The 18,544-nt window shown below is 59.1% G+C and carries 17 protein-coding genes; 6 read left to right on the plus strand and 11 right to left on the minus strand.

The features are described 5' to 3' along the window. The first annotated feature begins 63 nt into the window (after positions 1 to 63). From efp to accC, 3 genes are all read left to right on the plus strand, one after another. Positions 64 to 630: an elongation factor P gene (gene efp / locus ABD937_RS18640; RefSeq protein WP_345257375.1), complete on the plus strand. Its 567-nt coding sequence runs from the start codon at positions 64 to 66 to the stop codon at positions 628 to 630. Positions 631 to 838: 208 nt separating this feature from the next. After that, positions 839 to 1,321, plus strand: coding sequence for an acetyl-CoA carboxylase biotin carboxyl carrier protein (gene accB / locus ABD937_RS18645; RefSeq protein WP_345257376.1), 483 nt, complete (start codon positions 839 to 841; stop codon positions 1,319 to 1,321). Positions 1,322 to 1,454: 133 nt separating this feature from the next. After that, positions 1,455 to 2,792 carry an acetyl-CoA carboxylase biotin carboxylase subunit gene (accC, locus tag ABD937_RS18650; RefSeq protein WP_345257377.1) on the plus strand — a complete coding sequence of 446 codons (1,338 nt, stop codon included), beginning with the start codon at positions 1,455 to 1,457 and terminating at the stop codon, positions 2,790 to 2,792. A 73-nt stretch (positions 2,793 to 2,865) separates the two neighbouring features. Here accC and ABD937_RS18655 read toward each other — a convergent pair whose 3' ends face one another. The 3 genes from ABD937_RS18655 to ABD937_RS18665 form a co-directional block, all read right to left on the minus strand. Further along, positions 2,866 to 3,420, minus strand: coding sequence for a hypothetical protein (locus ABD937_RS18655; RefSeq protein WP_345257378.1), 555 nt, complete (start codon positions 3,418 to 3,420; stop codon positions 2,866 to 2,868). A 125-nt stretch (positions 3,421 to 3,545) separates the two neighbouring features. After that, entirely contained in the window at positions 3,546 to 4,004 is a 459-nt protein-coding gene (locus ABD937_RS18660; protein WP_345257379.1) for a hypothetical protein, read from the minus strand. A gap of 191 nt (positions 4,005 to 4,195) precedes the next feature. Next, positions 4,196 to 4,861 carry a metal-dependent transcriptional regulator gene (locus ABD937_RS18665; RefSeq protein WP_345257380.1) on the minus strand — a complete coding sequence of 222 codons (666 nt, stop codon included), beginning with the start codon at positions 4,859 to 4,861 and terminating at the stop codon, positions 4,196 to 4,198. A gap of 81 nt (positions 4,862 to 4,942) precedes the next feature. Here ABD937_RS18665 and ABD937_RS18670 point away from each other — a divergent pair, with 81 nt between their 5' ends. Beyond that, the gene (locus tag ABD937_RS18670; protein ID WP_345257381.1) at positions 4,943 to 7,222 is read left to right on the plus strand and encodes a TonB-dependent receptor; all 2,280 of its coding nucleotides are present in this window, start codon (positions 4,943 to 4,945) and stop codon (positions 7,220 to 7,222) included. Between the two features lie 154 nt (positions 7,223 to 7,376). On the opposite strand, the gene ABD937_RS18675 is transcribed toward ABD937_RS18670, so the two are convergent. The 5 genes from ABD937_RS18675 to ABD937_RS18695 form a co-directional block, all read right to left on the minus strand. Then, positions 7,377 to 7,904: a hypothetical protein gene (locus tag ABD937_RS18675; protein ID WP_345257383.1), complete on the minus strand. Its 528-nt coding sequence runs from the start codon at positions 7,902 to 7,904 to the stop codon at positions 7,377 to 7,379. A gap of 92 nt (positions 7,905 to 7,996) precedes the next feature. Continuing rightward, positions 7,997 to 9,193, minus strand: coding sequence for a hypothetical protein (locus ABD937_RS18680; protein ID WP_345257384.1), 1,197 nt, complete (start codon positions 9,191 to 9,193; stop codon positions 7,997 to 7,999). Between the two features lie 230 nt (positions 9,194 to 9,423). Beyond that, positions 9,424 to 10,251, minus strand: coding sequence for a type 1 glutamine amidotransferase (locus tag ABD937_RS18685; protein WP_345257385.1), 828 nt, complete (start codon positions 10,249 to 10,251; stop codon positions 9,424 to 9,426). Between the two features lie 42 nt (positions 10,252 to 10,293). Next, positions 10,294 to 11,943, minus strand: coding sequence for an amidohydrolase (locus tag ABD937_RS18690; RefSeq protein ID WP_345257386.1), 1,650 nt, complete (start codon positions 11,941 to 11,943; stop codon positions 10,294 to 10,296). Between the two features lie 9 nt (positions 11,944 to 11,952). Beyond that, positions 11,953 to 13,599, minus strand: a complete 1,647-nt coding sequence (locus ABD937_RS18695) for an amidase (protein ID WP_345257387.1) — start codon at positions 13,597 to 13,599, stop codon at positions 11,953 to 11,955. Positions 13,600 to 13,670: 71 nt separating this feature from the next. Between ABD937_RS18695 and ABD937_RS18700 the strand changes: the two genes are divergently transcribed. Then, positions 13,671 to 14,708: a proline iminopeptidase-family hydrolase gene (locus ABD937_RS18700; RefSeq protein ID WP_345257388.1), complete on the plus strand. Its 1,038-nt coding sequence runs from the start codon at positions 13,671 to 13,673 to the stop codon at positions 14,706 to 14,708. Between the two features lie 82 nt (positions 14,709 to 14,790). Here the strand turns inward: ABD937_RS18700 and ABD937_RS18705 are convergent, their stop codons facing one another. From ABD937_RS18705 to ABD937_RS18715, 3 genes are all read right to left on the minus strand, one after another. Continuing rightward, complete coding sequence (locus ABD937_RS18705) at positions 14,791 to 15,051, minus strand: hypothetical protein (protein WP_345257389.1); 261 nt, start codon at positions 15,049 to 15,051, stop codon at positions 14,791 to 14,793. A 176-nt stretch (positions 15,052 to 15,227) separates the two neighbouring features. Further along, positions 15,228 to 16,340: a carboxylate-amine ligase gene (locus ABD937_RS18710; RefSeq protein ID WP_345257390.1), complete on the minus strand. Its 1,113-nt coding sequence runs from the start codon at positions 16,338 to 16,340 to the stop codon at positions 15,228 to 15,230. A gap of 117 nt (positions 16,341 to 16,457) precedes the next feature. Next, a complete protein-coding gene (locus ABD937_RS18715) occupies positions 16,458 to 17,411 on the minus strand; it encodes an ATP-grasp domain-containing protein (RefSeq protein WP_345257391.1) in 954 nt (317 codons plus the stop codon). Between the two features lie 206 nt (positions 17,412 to 17,617). Here ABD937_RS18715 and ABD937_RS18720 point away from each other — a divergent pair, with 206 nt between their 5' ends. Next, positions 17,618 to 18,424 carry an alpha/beta hydrolase gene (locus ABD937_RS18720; RefSeq protein WP_345257392.1) on the plus strand — a complete coding sequence of 269 codons (807 nt, stop codon included), beginning with the start codon at positions 17,618 to 17,620 and terminating at the stop codon, positions 18,422 to 18,424. Positions 18,425 to 18,544: the final 120 nt, after the last annotated feature.

The raw sequence follows: 18,544 nt of genomic DNA on the forward strand, positions 1-18,544 counted from the left end.
GCCATTCGGTTTGAGTTTTTTCCGTTAGATTTGCCGCCCTAACTTTAAATCTAATTCTCCTTTATGGCTTCAACAGCAGATATCAGCCGCGGCCTTATCATCAAGCTCGATGGTAGCCTGTACAAAGTAGTTGAGTACGGCGAGAACAAGACCGCCCGTGCCGCCGCCAAAGTATGGGCCAAGCTCACCGGCGTGGACAACAACCGCACCATCGAAAAGACCTGGAACAGCGGTGAGACCATCCACCCCGTGCGCGTGGAGCGTCGCGACTACCAGTACCTGTACCAGGACGATGCCGGGTACAACTTCATGGACAATGAATCCTTCGAGCAGATCGCCGTGGCCGAGGCCCTCGTGGACGCCCCGAAGTTCCTGACCGAAGGCATGGTATGCTCCGTACTGGTGAACACCGAAACCGAGTTGCCGATGAGCGTGGAGCTGCCCGACAAGGTGGTTAGCAAGATCACCTACAGCGAGCCCGGCATGAAAGGCGATACCGCCACCCGTACCCTGAAGCCCGCCACCATCGAGACCGGTGCCCAGGTGATGGTGCCCCTCTTTGTGAACGAAGGCGATACCATCCGCATCAACACGAAGACGGGTGAGTATGTAGAGCGCGTCAAAGACTAATGCCTCAAAATATGCGAAGAGCTCCTGGCAACAGGGGCTTTTTGTTTAGGGTTAGCGGGTAAATGCCTGCGTTTTGAGATAACGGAGTGGGACGGGTAAAAACCTCGAAAACCCCTAAAACCTCCAAAACCTCGAAAACCTCTTTATCCCTTATTTTCGCCCTATATTAGCCCCCTGTTCAGACCAAAACCTTTTCAAATTGAAGCACATGGATTTTAAGCAAATTCAGGAGTTGATCCAGCTGGTGAACGACTCGAATATTGGCGAAGTAAGTATTGAGCAGAAAGATTTCAAGATCACCATCCGCCAGAAGGAAGAGCAGATCACCCAGGTGATGGCCGCGCCCTCGATGCCGCAGATGCAGCTCCCGATGCAGCAGATGCCCGCCGCCGCCCCCGCAGCAGCTCCCGCCGCCGGCGCTCCCGCAGCCGCCGCGCCTGCCGCCTCCAATACCGTAACGATCAAGAGCCCGATGATCGGGACCTTCTACCGCCGCCCGAGCCCCGACAAGCCGAACCTCTGCGAGGTGGGCGACGAGGTAAGCGTTGGTAAGGTGGTCTGCATCATCGAGGCGATGAAGCTGTTCAACGAGATCGAAAGCGAAGTAAAAGGCCGCATCGTAAAGGTCCTCGTAGAGGACGCCTCCCCCGTGGAGTACGACCAGCCGCTCTTCCTCGTTGAGCCCGCGTAATTCGAATGGGAGAATGGGGTAATGTGCTGATGGGGTAATTCTTGTTCGCGGCTGCGCGATCCGGAACTTTCCACCCGATCACTTCATTACCCCATTCTCCCATCATCCCATTACCCCATTAAAACAGATTGCTGTGTTTAAAAAGATACTGATCGCCAATCGTGGCGAGATCGCACTCCGCGTCATCCGCACCTGCCGGGAGATGGGCATCAAAACGGTGGCCGTCTATTCCACCGCCGATAAGGACAGCCTGCACGTCAAGTTCGCCGACGAGGCCGTGTGCATCGGCAAGCCCCAGAGCGCCGACTCCTACCTCAATATCCCCCACATCATGGCCGCGGCCGAGATCACCAATGCCGACGCCATCCATCCCGGCTACGGCTTCCTCGCCGAGAATGCCAAGTTCTCCAGGATCTGCGCAGACCATGGCATCAAGTTCATCGGGCCCACGCCCGAAATGATCAACGCGATGGGCGACAAGATCACGGCCAAGGAAACGATGATCCGCGCCGGCGTACCCGTGATCCCCGGCTCCGAAGGCCTGCTCCAGAGCCTCGACGAGGCCAAGCAGCTTGCCAAGGGCATGGGTTACCCCGTGATCCTAAAAGCCACCGCCGGCGGCGGCGGCAAGGGCATGCGCGTGGTCTGGGCCGAAGAAGAAATGGAGCGCGCCTACAACACGGCCAAGGCCGAAGCCGGCGCCTCGTTCAAGAACGACGGTATTTACATGGAGAAGTTCGTGGAGGAGCCCCGCCACATCGAGATCCAGATCGCCGGCGACCAGTTCGGTACCGTGTGCCACCTCTCCGAGCGCGACTGCTCGATCCAGCGCCGCCACCAGAAGCTCGTGGAAGAATCACCCTCTCCCTTCATGACCCCCGAGCTGCGCCACGCCATGGGCGAGGCGGCCAAGAAAGCGGCTTCCGCCATCAACTACGAAAGCGTGGGCACCGTCGAGTTCCTCGTCGACAAGCACCGCAACTTCTACTTCATGGAGATGAACACCCGCATCCAGGTAGAGCACTGTGTGACGGAGGAAGTGATCAACTACGACCTTATCAAAGAGCAGATCAAGATCGCGATGGGCGAGCGCATCTCCGGCCGCGACTACGAGCCTGCGATGCACGCCATCGAGTGCCGCATCAACGCCGAAGACCCGTACAACGACTTCCGCCCGTCGCCCGGTAAGATCACCGTGCTGCACCAGCCCGGTGGCCATGGCGTGCGCGTCGACAGCCACGTGTATGCCGGCTATGTGATCCCGCCGTATTACGACTCCATGATCGGCAAGCTGATCACCGTAGCGCAAACGCGCGAGGAAGCCATCGACACCATGTACCGCGCCCTCAGCGAGTACGTAATCGAAGGTGTAAAAACGACCATCCCGTTCCACCTGCAGCTGATGCAGGACGAGCGCTTCCGCTCCGGCGACTTCAACACGAAGTTCCTCGAGGGATTCACAATGAAATAAGTGGTTCCGCACCTAAAGAAGAAGCCTTCCCATCCAGGAAGGCTTCTTCTTTATAGAGGCATGCAAGCTTGTCTTACTTGTTCTTATTCTTTCCGTTGCCGTTGTTGCCTTTGCCGGGCTTTCCACCATTGCGGTGAGGGTTGCCCTTGCCTTTGTCCCAGCCGTAGTGGTTGCCGTTGTTGCCTTTGACCTTACGCGTCTTCGCATAGTTGCGGTCGTCATCGCGGGCATCGTCGCGGTCCCTGCGGTCATACCTGCGGTCGTCACGACGGTCGGCGTTGCAGGCGCGGCGGGCCTCGGCGATCTTGAAGCGGCGGGCCTCATTCGTTTCGCGGATCTTCTTGGCTTTTTCGGCCGAGGAGAGCAGCGGGTTGTTCTGGATCGTGCGCACCTGGTTATCGTACGTGCGGTTGAGGGCATTGATCTGGTCCTGGCAGGAATTGCCGGTAGACCTGTTGCTGCCATTCCCGCCGAGGATCACATCGCGGGGAGTAGTCCTGGAAGTGGAGCCGGTGCTGGTGGAGCCGCCCTTGCCGAAGATCACGTCGCGGCTGCGCTCGCGGTCGGATTGCGCAAACGCGCTGCCGAAGAGGGTGGCGCAGAGGAGGAGTGAGAAAAGCTTTTTCATAAAAACGCATTTAGTTCAACCCGCTATTACGAAATTCTGTGCCAAAAGGCCGGGCTTCACCCAATAGCCTGTTAAACGCGAAAAAGCGCCCCTGGGGGCGCTTTCCGGTGGTGAGGTCAGGTGCCTTAGTACTTACAGCTGGCCAGGAGCTCACGCAGCTTTTCATTGCGGTCCTCGTTGGTCGATGCTATCTTTTCACTTTGCTGCCTGGTGGTATAGCGCGTATCTGTCCGGAACGTCTCCTTCTGTCGCTCAGCCGATGCAACGATCGCATTGGCCGACTCTACGCAACTACGGTAACGGAACGTGGTCGCTCCACAGGATTGCTCCACCTGGCTCAGTTTCTCGTTGCGGTACAAGTTCGTCATGAGGATTTTATATTCCCGGTCCACCGCCGTCAGCTTGGAATTCGTCTTATGAGCAGTCACCTGCTTATTGTAGCTATGGTTGATGGCATTCACCTGGTTCTGGCAGCTCGACTTGGCAGGGTAGGAGCCGGTGCTCGTTCCGACAGTGGTGCGGTCCTGTCCATAAGAAGCGCCGCAAATACCAGAGGCCAGCAGGAGGAAGAGTATCTTTTTCATATACAAAAATTTCTTTCTGTATAGAGTGCTAAAGGTCATGCCAAAATGTAGCGAAGCTGGGCAGCAAGGTGGCTTTTGAAGGTAAAATACAAGAGTGCGGGGAGCAGCGCTTTTCCGTACGGCCGGGCCGTCGCCTTCCGTACACTGCACAGCCAGGGTAGCGGATACCCCAACTGTTGCCCGTGTGCAGCTCAGGCTCCGGCCACCAGGATATTGCCGGCAACTTTCTCGCTCAGCTGCAGCGCGGTCCCGTTCACCTCAACCTGGCAGGAGCCGTCGTACTCCTGGTGCTCTACCACCGTCACCCGCGTGCCGGGACGGATCTGGAGGCGCCCTAAATAGTCGAGGAAGGCATCATCGGTGTCGGCAAAGCTGCGTACAATATAAGTGGCGCCTTCCGTGGCCACCGAAAGGGAAAGTGATTCCGGTGTCGCCATATGACCCGCTTTGTCGGGGATGGGGTCGCCATGCGGGTCCACGGCAGGAAAGCCCAGGTAGCTTTCGAGCCGGTCCACGAGGTCGTCGGAGTCGATGTGCTCGAGCTGCTCGGCAAGGTGGTGCACCGCGTTCCAGGGATAGCCCAGCTTTTCGACCAGGAAGACCTCCCAAAGCCGGTGCCTGCGGATGATCGACAGTGCCAGGCGGGTACCCTCGTCGGTTAAGGCGATCGTCTTATCGGGGTTCAGCTGCACCAGGGTCTTTTCCGCCATCTTCCGCACCATCTCGAGCACGGAGGCTGGGTTGAGGTCGAGGTACCGCGCGAGTGCAATGTTGTTGACCTTACCCACCCGCCTCTGTTCCAGCTTGTAAATGGCCTTCAGGTAGTTCTCCTCGTAGAGGCGGGAAAAATGCGACATGGCACGAAGTTAGCAGGTGTTCCGAAAAGAAAAAATTTGGGAGCCCAAATAAACTATCTTTGGACTTTCTAACCCTTCTGTATGCGACCCCTCCTTTTCTCTTTCCTGTTGTTTTGCGCTTCTGGCCTGCGGGCGCAGGAATGCCGTGTAGAAGGATACGTTCATACCGCCGATGGACCCCTCGCCGGCGCCACCGTCACCCTTCGTGGCACCCGCGTCACCGTGGTCACCGACTCTTCCGGCCACTTTCTGGGACCCCTGCTCGCCTGTAACGAGTATCAACTCGAGGTGAGCCATGCCGGCTACGAGCCGGTCGGGAAACGCGTGCGCTTCTCCGCGCCCTTGCGCCTGCAGCTGGAGCCCCGCGGCGGCGGCCTGGACGAAGTGGTCGTGTCGGGCACGCTGAAGCCGGTGCACCGCCTCGAAAGCCCGGTTGCGGTGGAGGTCTACAGCCCGCAGTTCTTCCGCAAGAACCCCGCGCCCAGCCTTTTCGAGTCGCTCCAGCAGGTTAACGGGGTGCGGCCGCAGGTAAACTGCAGTGTTTGCAACACCGGCGATATCCACATCAACGGGCTCGAGGGTCCATACACGATGGTGACCATCGACGGCATGCCGATCGTAAGCTCCCTTTCCTCGGTGTATGGCCTCTTTGGTATCCCAACGCAGCTGATGGAGAAAATGGAGCTGATCAAGGGACCGGCCTCCGGGCTCTACGGATCCGAGGCGGTGGGCGGGCTCATCAACGTGATCACCAAGGACCCGGCCAAGGCGCCGAAGCTTGCCCTTACGGCCATGAGTACCTCCTGGCTCGAGCACTCGCTCGACGCGGGCGCCCGCCTCCGCGCCGGCAAGGCCCAAGGACTTATCGGGCTGCACTACTATCATTACCAGAACCCGGTCGACAATAACGGCGACGGCTTTACCGACGTCACGCTCCAGCACCGTGTATCGCTCTTCAACAAGTGGAAATTCGCACGCCGGCAGGGGCGGGTGGCCACGCTTGCCGCACGGTATTACTACGAAGACCGCTGGGGCGGGCAGATGAACTGGAAGCGTGCCTTCCGCGGCGGCGACAGCGTGTACGGCGAAAGTATTTATACAAGCCGCTGGGAGCTGATCGGGCGCTACCAGCTGCCGGTTCCCGGGCAGGTTTTTTTCGCCTTTTCGGCAACGGGGCACGACCAGGATGCGGCCTACGGGCAAACGCCTTTCCTGGGCGACCAGCGTATCCTCTTCGGCCAGCTGACCTGGCAGAAAGAGCTGGGCCGCAGTCACCAGCTGCTGGCGGGTGCCGTGGCCCGGCATACTTATTACGACGACAACTCACCGGCTACGTTCGACGCGTCCGGGAATCGGAACCGCCCGGAGCGCACGTTCCTGCCGGGACTGCTCGTGCAGGACGAATGGCGTGTCGGCGCCCGTCACCAGCTGCTGCTTGGTTTTCGTGCCGACCATCACCCGGCGCACGGCGTCATTGGCACTCCGCGTCTTGCCTGGAAGTGGGCGCTGCCGCATAACCAGGTGCTGCGCGTCAATGCCGGCACCGGCTTCCGCGTAGTGAGCATTTTCACCGAGGAGCACGCTGCGCTCACCGGGTCGCGTACGGTAGAAATACGGGGGAAGCTGAAGCCGGAGTCGAGCTATAACGCCAACCTGAATTACATCCTGCCCTTCGGCCGGCCGGGCCGCCAGTTTTCGCTCGACGCCTCGGCCTGGTTCACCTGGTTCCGCAACCGCATCCAGCCCGACTACGATACCGATCCCAACAAGATCATCTACGCCAACCTCGACGGGCAGGCGCTTTCGCGGGGCGTGAGCCTAAGCCTTGAGGGGAACCTGCGCCAGCGGCTCAAAGGATCGGTCGGCGTAACCTTCCAGGAGGTGTCGGTAACGGCGCGCGCCGACGACGGCAAGCTGCGCACGGTACGGCCGGTGCTCACGGAGCGCTTCAGCGGCAACTGGACAATCTCCTATACGCTTCCCGCTGCGGGGCTGACCTTCGATTACACCGGTAATGTTTATGGCCCGATGCGCCTCCCGCTGCTGTCGCCGCTCGACCCGCGGCAGCCCTATTCGCCCGTATGGAGCATCCAGAACCTGCAGGTCACCAAATGGGTGTCGGCGCAGCTGGAAGTTTTTGGTGGCGTAAAGAACCTGCTCAACTGGACACCTGACCGGGGCAACCCGTTCCTGATCGCCCGGGCGCAGGATCCCTTCGATAAAAAAGTGCAGTACGATGCGGCTGGCGCGGTGGTGCCGACAACCGAAAATCCGTATGCCCTGACCTTTGACCCGGCCTATGTATACGGACCCAACCAGGGCCGCCGCGTGTTTGTGGGGGTGCGTATGAAACTCGATTGATCGCTCCTCGCCTTACCGATCGGCACATACCCTGCTTGTGGCGCCACGACAACTTTGCCCGGGAACATCTTGGGTGCCGGCAGGTTCTTATAAAAAAAGCTCTTCCTTCCTGGCGAGCAGAAGGGAAGAGCAGTACGGTAAAGCTATTCGCTGTTTAATATTTGCGCGCAGAAGCAGCCCGGGCATCGCGGATCTTTGCGGCACGCGCCTCGTTGGTCTGGCGGATTTTCACATCTTTCTGAGCCTGTGTCAGGCTCGCATCAGACTGGATGCCAGCTACGATCGCGTCATACTTGGCATTGAGGTCAGCGATCTGGCGGTCAAGCGAAGCAGCATAGGCGGCGTTGTTACTGGTCGACGACAGCGTACCGTTCTTCGCACGTTGCTGCGCGATCACCTGCTGCTCTTTACGTGCCGACGCCACACGCGCATCCTCCAGCTTCCGGGCACGGGCGCGGTTCGTTTCTGCGATCTTCTTATTCTTGGCTGCCTGGCTCAAGCGGGCGTCGGCCTGGATCGAGGCGATTATATTATCGTATTTGGCATTCAACGCAGCTGTTTGCTGCTGGAGCGAGCGTGCGAAAGCGGCGTTCGTAGACTCACTATTATAGGTCGTTGACTGCGCCTGCGCGGCACTGCCGGCCAGCACGATGCAAAGCGCAAAGGATAGGATCTTCTTCATAGGTTAACTTTCCAATATGTTTGAAAAGCCTATGCCAGAAAAGCAGTCGCGCGTAAATAAGATGTTAAGCTAAATTATTATATGTATGCCCGTCAGCTTTCAAACCAGCAGAAAGTACCGCCTACCCATTCTTTGTCTTTATTGTACCGCACGCCGACCATCTTTCCCTTGCTGAGGCGTGCGAGATTGTTGGTCGGGATGGGGCGGGGAGTGCCCGGTTCCCAGAAATAGAAGATGCGGATCTCTGCTTTTGCCGGCTCATCGGGTGTTTCGATTACCGGGGCATAGGGCACCTTGCGCTGCAGGATCCAGTTTTCCGGGTCCGGGATCGCGTCGAGCGCGTCCGTCGTTACATCGATGATGACGCCCTGGCCGGCGAAGGAAAAGAGCGGCTTGGCTACGTAGTTCTCCAGGTCGGAAGGCCAGGCACCGAGGCTGTTGAGGAAATGCGTTTCCGGAACGTGCGGGTGCCGGATAAAGGGCATGGTGTATTTGGAAAGCCGGTAGAACCAGTTCGGGTGCGGCACCCAGGTGACGTCGAGATCGGCCTGGAACAGCTTCCCCTTCTCCTGTACTTCTACGGATTGCTGGAAGAGGTCGTCGAAGATGAGGCGGTTGTAGATGCGGCGGATCTCGGTACGCTTCCCGTTCTTTTCGTAGTACAGCTTGCGCCCTTCCTGCTGCAATTGCGTGAGGCACACCGTGCTGATACCAAGGTAGGCTTCCGTGGCAGCGAAGTCGATGCGCGTTTTCTGCTGCTCCGGGAAGATCTCCAGCAACACGACGTGCTCCGGCGCCTCGTCGCCTACTATAAGGCGGCGCAGCAGTGCGAGGTAGCTTTCCTTGTCGAACCCGTTGAGATAGTTGCTGAAGCCGGCGGGCTTTTCGAAATGACGGGCATGCACTTCCGGGAAAAGCACCTGGTAGGCAAACAGGCTGGGGAAGCCCTGCATCTCGATCAGCTGCGGCTCGAGGCTACCATCGGGTGCCGAGCAGATGCCGAAATCGAAAGCGATGAAGTGCGGGTGCGCGTCTTCACCAGGCACACGTAAATGGGGTGGGATCGCGGCTTCGCTCTTCGCGCTGTAGCCCGGGTCGAGGATGGCGTCGATGATGCGTTCGCAGGCATCAAGCGTTTGCTCCTTGAAGGCCCGCGGCACGAAGATGGGTGTTTCGGCCACGCGGAAATCGAGCTGCCCGGGGTGGGTGCCGGACAGGTCGTTCACGAATGCCGCATATTTCTCTTGGGTGAATGCCGCGTTGTAGGCTTTGCGCAGTGCCGGGATCATGGTGCTTCGTTTGGCAGAAAGATAGGGCAGGAACGTGAATCGTGAATCGGCAATCGTGAATACCTGGCCGGTGCGCCCTTTATCCACCTATGCTGCTTCACTTTATCCGAAGACAGTTTTCCCGAAAATGAAATTGCCGGAAGTATTCCGGCAATTTCATTTCAGGATTTCCGCAAGTCGTTTCGAAACGACGAGCTTTCAAAAGCTATTCACGATTGACGATTCACGATTCACGACACCGGCTGCAGCACCTTCTGGTGCGCGGCGATCGTCAGGAAGTTGGGCAGGATGTGGCTGTAGGTCCACAGGATCTTGTCGGGATCGTTGAGGCCGTCGATCATGCTCTCCCACTTGTCGAGCCCGTGGTTTTCGATCACGCTCTGCTTCTTTTCCGGCAGCTGCAGGTACATGCTCATACCCACCGCATCGGCCTCCGGGTGAAACTGGGTGCCCACCATCCATTCATTGAAACGGAGGCCCATCAGCGCCTGCTGAAAGGGCACATGCGGCCGGTATTTCTCGATACAGAGCACCTGTGCGCCCATTGCCTGCAGCCCGTCGAAGTCGGGGTCGATCACCTGCCAGTCGCGGCTGTCTACCACGTAGAAGGGGTCGCGGAGGCCCCGGAACACGGGGTCCTGCTGGCCCTCGAGCAGCACATGCACGGGAAAAACGCCGAACGCCGTCGACTTCCGCTTCGTGACCGTTCCGATCCTGAAGTAGCGGCAGGCCATCTGGAAGGAATGGCAAATAAAGAACACGTATTTCTTGTGTTGCTGCAACGGGTCGGCATTGTGTGCCAGCACGCGCTCCAGCCAGCCGTAATACGCCTCTTCCCAGGCGGTGCCTTCGCCGTCGAAGGGCGATCCGGGGCCACCGCTGGACAGGTAGATATCGTAGGAAAGATCGGGCAGCTCCGCCTTCTGGCGAACGTCGAATTCGTCCCAGGTAACGTCCAGGGCATGGAACTCTCCCCATTGATTGATGATCTCGCGGATACAGCGCATGCCCTGGTTGGGCTGCCCTTCGTAAAGATCCAGTATAGCGATGCGTAACATGATGCGTTCAAAAATAGGTTAGCGGCAAACTTAAGGGAAAACTCATCGGTTACGCCGGTAAACGGCCGAACCGCCGAGATACGTCGCCAGGACCTTCGTCCCGAGGATCGCTTTCCCGTCCACTTTCATCAAATCGCGGTCCAGAATAATAAAGTCCGCCCATTTCCCCGCTTCGAGGCTGCCCTTTTCGGTCTCCTCGAAGTTGCTCTTCGCGGCCCAGAGGGTCATGCCCCAGAGGGCCTGCTGCCGGGTCAGGGCATTCTCTTTCTGGTAGCCGCCGGCCGGGAAGCCTTTCGCATCCTGCCGGACCACGGCGGCGTAAAAGGTCTTGAAGGGGGAGATATCCTCCACCGGGAAGTCGGTGCCCAGCGGCAGCCAGCCGTTCTGCTCCAGCAGCTGCCGGTAGGCGTAGGCCCCTTTCTCGCGCTCTTTCCCGAGGCGGTCGCCGGCCCAGTACATATCGGAGGTGGCATGGGTAGGCTGCACCGAAGGCACCACGCTATAGCGGCCGAACAGCGCAAAATCTTCCGGGGCCACCACCTGGGCGTGCTCGATCCGCCAGCGGCGGTCGTTGGGGCCTTTCAGGTATTTGCCGTAAATGTTGAGCACCGTTCGGTTGCCCGAGTCGCCGATGGCGTGGGTGCACATCTGCCAGTTGTTCTGGTACAGCACGCTGGCCACCGAATCGAAATGCTCCGGGGCGCTGAGCAGGAAGCCGCTCCAGTCGGGCCGGTCGCGGTAAGGCTTCAGCAGGGCAGCGCCACGGGAGCCGAGCGCGCCGTCGGCATATACTTTAAAGGAGCGGACATTCAGCCGGTCGGTTTTGAGCGGACCGTTCTTCAAGGCCCAGGTAAAATTGTGTGGCGCGTCGCTCAGCATCGCATAGATCCGCATCCGGAGGTCGCCGGCACGTTGCAGCGAATCGATGAACTGCACCGCGGCGAAGTCGAGGCCGCAGTCGTCTACCGTGGTCAGCCCCATGGCGAAGCAGTTCTGCTGGGCGGCAAGCAGGGAGCGGCGGGTTTGCGCCCGTGTCGGGGCGGGGATGGCAGCCGTGGCCAGGTCTACGGCGTTGTCGATCAGGATGCCGGTTGGCTGGCCGTTCCGTACTTCTACGGATCCGCCGGTGAGGGTAGTGGAGGCCGTGACGTTCCCGGCCCTGAGGGCCGCCGAATTGGCGATGGCGGCATGACCGTCCACACGTGTCAGCAGCACCGGGCGGTCAGGGAAGAGTGCGTCGAGCTGCTGCTTGTCGGGGTACTCCTTCACGGCCCAGTCATTCTGGTCCCAGCCGCGGCCGATGAGCCATTCGCCTGTTGCCAGGTTGTTCTTGCGCACGAAGGCCTGCAGGCGCTGCAGCACCTCGTTCCACGAGTTGGTGCCGGTGAGGTCGGCCTGCTGCAGCCCGCGGCCATAGCCAAGGAAATGCGCGTGTGCGTCGATAAAGCCGGGGTAGATGAATCCACCCTTTGCGTCGAGGGTCGTGGTAGCCGAATAAGCTGCTGCCAGGTCGCGGGTGCTGCCCACCGCGGCGATGCGGCCGTCTTTGACCGCCATGGCGGTAGCGGTGCTGAAGCGCTCGTCGGCCGTATAAATACGGGCGTTGGTCACCAGGAGGTCGGCGGGGCGTTTCTGGGCGGCGGTGTTGAAGGCCACGGCGAGGGCGGCAAGCAGGAGGGAGGATCTGTTCATGTGGAGCGGTTATTGGCGGAAGCGGGCGGGATGCTGGCGGTGAATGCCGGTTTTTTCCTGGTAGGCTTTCGCGGCCTGCAAAATACGGGCTTCGTCGTAAAGGTTGCCGAGGAGGGTGATGCTTTGCGGCTGTCCTTCCTTGCTGAAGGCAATGGGCATGCAGAGTGCCGGGTTGCCGGTCAGGTTGGTGATGGAGAGCTGCCTTCCGGCGAACGAAGGCGTGATCACGACGTCCCAATCTTTCATGAAGCGCTGTACGGTTTGCGACAACTCGTAGCGCCAGCGGTTCGCATTGATGTATTCCACGGCGGGGATGTACCGGGCGGCGCGCCAGATATTGGGCCAGAAGCCTTTGTCCTGCCGCTCGATGAGGTCGTCGCGGTTGGAGCGGGTAAGCTCGTCGAAGGCGGCCGCCGATTCGGCGGCGAGGACGAGCCCCACCATATCGAAGCGATACAGGCCGGAGTCGGGAAAGGTCACCGGCACCGGCTCCACACCGATGGAGCGGTAGACGTCAAGCACCTTCCACTCGGGCGCATCGGGGCGGAGGCGGCGGAAGTAGTTCTCCGCATAGGCCACCCGCAGCTTTTTGACGTCACCTTTCGGCTCCCAGTTGAAGGCATGGTCTACGGCGCCGGGATCGCGGCCGTCGGTTCCTTTGATGTAGTAGTATACGATTGCGTCGTCCTCGGCGCTCCGGCAGATCGGTCCGATCTTGTCGAGGCTCCAGCACAGCACCATCCCACCGCTACGGCTCACGGTGCCGAAGGTGGGGCGAAGGCCGGTGGCGCCGCAGCGGGCCGAGGGCGATACAATGGAGCCCAGCGTTTCGGTGCCGATGGTAAAGGGAAGCAGGCCCGCCACCACCGAGGCCGCCGATCCGGCAGAGGAACCGCTCGATCCCTGCGCCAGGTTCCAGGGGTTTTTCGTAGCGCCGCCGAACCATTTGTTGTCGTACGCGAGGGCACCGAGCGTGAGCTTGGCGCAATGCACCGCCCCGGCTTCCTTCAACCGTAGATATACGTAACTGTCCTGGTCGATGACCTGGTCTTTGTACGGGGTAGAGCCCCAGGTGGTCTTGTATCCTTTTACGGCGAAGAGGTCTTTGAGCCCATACGGGATGCCGTGCAGCGGCCCGCGCCATTTGCCGGCGCGGATCTCGGCGTCGGCCTGCTTCGCCTCGCGCAGCGCCAGCTCCTCGGTGAGGGTAACGACGCTTTCCAGGGTGTCGCCCCATTTCTTCAACCGCCCGATAAAGAATTTTGTGAGCTCCTCGGAGCTGATCCGCTTGTTCTTCAGCAGCGACGCGAGTTGCGGGATGGAGTAGAATGCCAGCTCGGCTCGGTTGGCGGGCAGGTAGGTGTCCGGTAGCGCCCAGTCGATCTTCTTTTGCGCTGTCGGTATGATCGTCCCGAAGGGGCCGGGCTGGAAGGCAAACGGGTAGGGCTGGTGATTGGGCGGTGCGGCCTGGTGCAATCCGGCATAGGTTCTCCGGTAGGCGGCTAGGTTATCCAGGAGCGAGTCGGCCTCGGCATCGGTGTAGTCGAGATCGAGCCAGCGCGCGAAGGCACGGGCCTGCTGCAGGCTGTCGGCACGGCCCTGCGCAGCTGCCTGCAGGCCACAAAAAAGTAGGAGGGAGGTGATCAGTTTTTTCATTGTATCAGGGTCAGGGTTGAAGCCGACAAATTACAGCATTCTCACTATCTTACTGTTCTAAACAGATACCTATGCGCTTTTGTTCCCTCTTGCTCCTGGCCTGCCTGCTGGCCTACTCCTGCACCCCGGTAGTGGTTGCCGGAGAGCAGGACGACGCCGCCCCCACGGTGAAGGAATATTTCAACTACGGCGACAGCGGCGTGCAGACCGCCGGGGTACGGATGATCCCGATCACGACTACCGCCGGCACCTTCAAGGTATGGACGAAGCGCTTCGGCAACAACCCGCGGATCAAGGTGCTGCTCCTCCACGGCGGGCCTTCCTTCACCCACGAGTACATGGAGTGCTTCGAGAGCTTCTTCCCGAAAGAAGGGATCGAGTTCTACGAATACGACCAGCTCGGATCTTATTACTCCGACCAGCCGAAGGACTCTTCGCTGTGGACCACCGAGCGCTTCGTAGAGGAGGTGGAGCAGGTGCGGCAGGCCATCGGCGCCGACAAGAACAACTTTTATATCCTCGGCAACTCCTGGGGCGGGATACTGGGCATGGAGTACGCGCTTAAGTACCAGCAGCACATGAAAGGCCTCATCGTGGCCAATATGATGGCGTCGATCCCGGATTATGTGCGGTACGCCAACGAGGTGCTGGCGCCGCAGATGGACCCGAAGGTGGTAGCGGAGATCCGCGACATCGAGCGCCGGGGCGAGCACACGAGCCCGCGCTACCAGGAGCTGCTCATGCCCCACTTCTACGCGAAGCATATCAATCGCCTCCCCGAATGGCCGGAAGCAGTGATGCGCTCGATGAAGCACATGAACTACGACATCTATAAGATGATGCAGGGGCCGTCCGAATTCGGCGCCAGCGGCCGCCTTGCCAACTGGGACCGCAAAGCCGACCTCAAGAACATCTCGATCCCCACCCTGATGATCGGGGCGAAGTACGATACGATGGACCCGAAGGCCATGGAAGCGCAAAGCAAGATGGTAAAGAACGGCTCGTATCTATTCTGTCCCAACGGGAGCCATATGTCGATGTGGGACGACCAGAAAGTGTTTATGGACGGTGTCATTTCCTGGATCCGGAAGGTAGATGGCGCGAAGTAACTCCGGCTCCGGTTCCATACGAAAGAGGCCGCGCACCTGCGCGGCCTCTTTCGTAGACGTTGTTGTTGCGGCAGCACTGGCCTCAGGCAAGCGTAGATACATGCTCGGCAATCGACTGCAGCAGCTTTTGCATCAGGTGAGTCGGCTTTCCGCCGTTGGTATCGAGGAAAGCGAACTGCCCGGGGTGGCTCGACAGGATGCGGTTGCCCGGAAGCGCTTCCAGGAGCTCGTCGGAGAGCATGGAGAGGTTGTACTCGGTAGCGAAGGGGGTTTGCCGCACCGTCACCAGCGCGCTGTGGCCACTGCCTTCGTGTTCGAAATGGATGGTGAAGATTCTTGCCATGGTGGTTTTAGGGGTTTTTACCTGCTCCGTTTCTCGCTATGCGCCCCTGTGGTACCACTAATATACCACATTTTGTGTATATCTATGCTGCCCTGCGGTTTACTTATTATTTCCTGATGCGGTATCAAAAAACAGGACCGCCGCGGCGGTCCTGTTCGGTTCGTTCATCTTGTTGTCTAGACACCGTATAAATACTGTTCGCGGATATAGTCGGCCACCTCGGCGAGGTTCTGGTTCCGCTCGTATACGGCCAGCTGGCGGTCGGCGCCGGTGCCGTGCTCCAGCATCTTGTGCACGTACTGGATGCGGTGCCTGGAGCCGAGCTCGTCCACCACGTCGTCGACGAAGTCGAGCAGCTCGTAGATCAGCACGCGGGTGTTGATCTCCTCCTCTTTGCCGAAGTCGATCAGGTAACCGTCGATGCCATAGCGGCTCGCGCGCCATTTGTTCTCGTTGATGAGGGCGCGTGAGTACTGGATGAAGTTCATGTTCTGCTGCCGCAGCTTGTAGATCTTGGCGCAGATGGCCTGGAACAACGCGGCGATGCAGATCGTTTCGTCCACCGTCAGGGGCACGTCGCAGATCCGGAATTCCACCGTGTTGAAGAAGGGATGCACGCGCAGGTCCCACCAGATCTTCTTGGCGTTGTCGATGCAGTTCGTCTTCATCAGGATCTTGACGTAGCTGTCGTAAGCCTCGATGCTTTCGAAGGCTTCGGGAATCCCGGTGCGCGGGAACTTGTCGAACACCTTTGTGCGGAACGACTTGTAGCCCGTTTTGCGGCCTTCCCAGAAGGGCGAGTTGGTGCTGAGCGCGTAGATGTGCGGGAGGAAGTAGCGGGTGGAGTTGGCGATGTGGTTGGCCATTTCACGCGTTTCCATGCCTACGTGTACGTGCAGTCCGAAGATGAGGTTGCTGCGCGCGGCCTCCTGCAGCTCGTTCACGATCTCGCTGTAGCGGATATGATCCGTAATGAGCTGGCTCTCCCAATGGCTGAAGGGGTGGGTACCCGCGGCGCCCATCGAGAAGCCGAGGCTGCCCGCAATATCGGAGATCGTGCGGCGCAGGGTCTTGATGTCTTCATACGCCTCGTCGATGTTGGCGCAGATATCGGTGCCCACTTCCACCACCGCCTGGTGCATCTCGGCCTTTACCTTGTCCTTGATGATCTTTTGTCCTTCCTGTACGATCTTCTGCTCGTGGCTTTTGAGCTCCCGCGTGTCGGGGTCCATCACCATGTATTCTTCCTCCACACCAAGCGTGAAGGTGCTAAAGTTCAATAAAGCCATGAAAAACGTTTAATTGTTCCAAACGAAAAAGGTTCAGTGAGGTTCAGCAAGGTTCAGGGAGGTTGGTTCGGAAAACCTGTCTGAACCTTTCGAAACCCTACTGAACCTTTCTAAACCTTATTGCAGTTTCTTCCCTGCCGAGGAGCGCTTGATGTATTCACCCCAGGTAAGGTTGTCCTGGTCGTCCTTCTGCGCCTGTGCGCGCTCGATGGCATAGTTGGCGGCGTTCTCCACTACCCAGTTGAAGTTTTCTTCGCCCACGGAAGCAAGGTCGGCGTCGGGTGCGGGGTTGCAGAAGTCGATGGCATAAGGTACGCCGTCGCGGATCGCCAGCTCCACGGTGTTGAAGTCGTAGCCCAGGTAGTTGTTGATCTTGAGCACGATCTCCTCCATCTGCTTCAGGCGCTCGGGGCTCGGCGTGAAGTCGTGCGAGTAGCGCAGGTGATGCGGGTTGCGCGGCTCATACCCCATGATCTTGACATACTTGCGGCCGATGCAGTAGCAGCGGTAGTATTCGGTGAAGACGATCTCCTCCTGCAGCAGCATCACGAGCTGCTCGGTTTCGGCGTGCTTCTGGAAAAATTCCTCGATGTTGCGCAGCTTGTATACGTTCTTCCAGCCGCCGCCCTCGAAGGGCTTCATATAGGCCGGGAAGCCGGTATAGTTGAAGATGCCTTCCCAGTCGAGCGGGTAGGAGAGGTTTGAGAAGGATTCGTTCGACGTGTCGTTGGGAAGCTGGTAGGAGGGCAGGATCGCGGTCTTGGGTACCGGTACGCCGATCTGCGTCATGAGGCAGTTGTTGAAGTACTTCTCGTCGGCACTCCACCAGAACGGGTTGTTGATGACGGCAGTACCCCTCAGGGCGGCATTCTTGAGCCAGGTGCGGTAGAAGGGCACGTCCTGCGAAATGCGGTCAATGATGACGGCGTAGCCGCTCGGCTCGCCCTGCATGGCCTTGTCGATGCGGACCGGCTCGGCGGTGATGCCGTCGATGCCTTTGCTGTTTACTGCTTCGATAAAGGCGTTGGGGAAGGAGCGCTCTTTACCATGGAGAATTCCGATCTTTTTCATAATGGGTTTTTAGTACAGGTCTCGGTTTGTGATGATGCTGCAGGAGCGTCGCTGACCGTTTGCCGGCACGAAGTGCGCCGGTTAAGGAGCGCTGCCCTGATGCCTTTAAAGTACGACTTATCCGCATTGACCAAAAAGAATTTCGCAGCCGGTCCCCGCGATGTGCATTCCTTGGTGAAAACGCCGGACGGGCTATATTTGGCGCCATGCAACTTGCCGAACATTCCTGCATTATCGTGGAGCGTCAGCTGATCTACTCGGCCGACCTGCACCGCTACGTTACCGTGGACTTTTACCTGCCCAAGAACGTCGTGGATCCGTCCGCGCTGTCGCTGCTGCTGATCAACGACGGTCAGGACCTTTCGAAGATGCCATTCGATACGCTGCTCAATGGCCTGATGGAGTCGGGGCAGATGAAGCCGGTGCTTTGCGTGGGTGTTCATGCCGGGCGCGACCGCAAGATGGAGTACGGCACGGCCAAGGTGCTCGACTTCCAGGGTCGCGGCGCGCGCGCGGCGGCTTATGAGCGCTTCGTTCTCAACAAGCTGCTGCCGCATGTGCACAGCTTTTACTGCATCGAGTCGTTCAGCACCAAGGCGATCGCCGGCTTCTCGCTCGGTGGCCTCAGTGCTATCGACAGTGCGTGGAGTCATCCGGATGTGTTCCGCATCGCCGGTGTTTTTTCGGGCTCGCTCTGGTGGCGTATCCGCGACCTTGAAGATGGCTACGTGGAGGAGACCGACCGTATCATGCACCAGCAGGTCCGCAAGGGCAAGCACCACAAGGGCCTGCGCTTCTACTTCACCACCGGCTCCCTCGACGAGACCTCCGACCGCAACCACAACGGCATCATCGACTCCATCGACGACACCCTTTCGCTGATCGGTGAGCTGAAAGAAAAAGGCTACACCGACAAGGATATCTGCTACGTCAACTACGAAGATGGCCGCCACGACGTGGCCACCTGGGGCCGTGCCTTTCCGCATTTCCTGCTCTGGGCGTTTGGGAAGTAGTTTATTTGTTTATTGGTCTATTTGAATAGTCCTAGAATAGGTTGACAGTTTTTAGAAGAGATCCCGGCTGCCTCAGGTGGCCGGGATTTTTGTTTTGTGCACCTGCTCAGGTGTTTTCAT

Origin of the sequence: Flaviaestuariibacter amylovorans (assembly GCF_039541815.1) — a bacterium.
GTDB lineage: Bacteria > Bacteroidota > Bacteroidia > Chitinophagales > Chitinophagaceae > Flavisolibacter > Flavisolibacter amylovorans.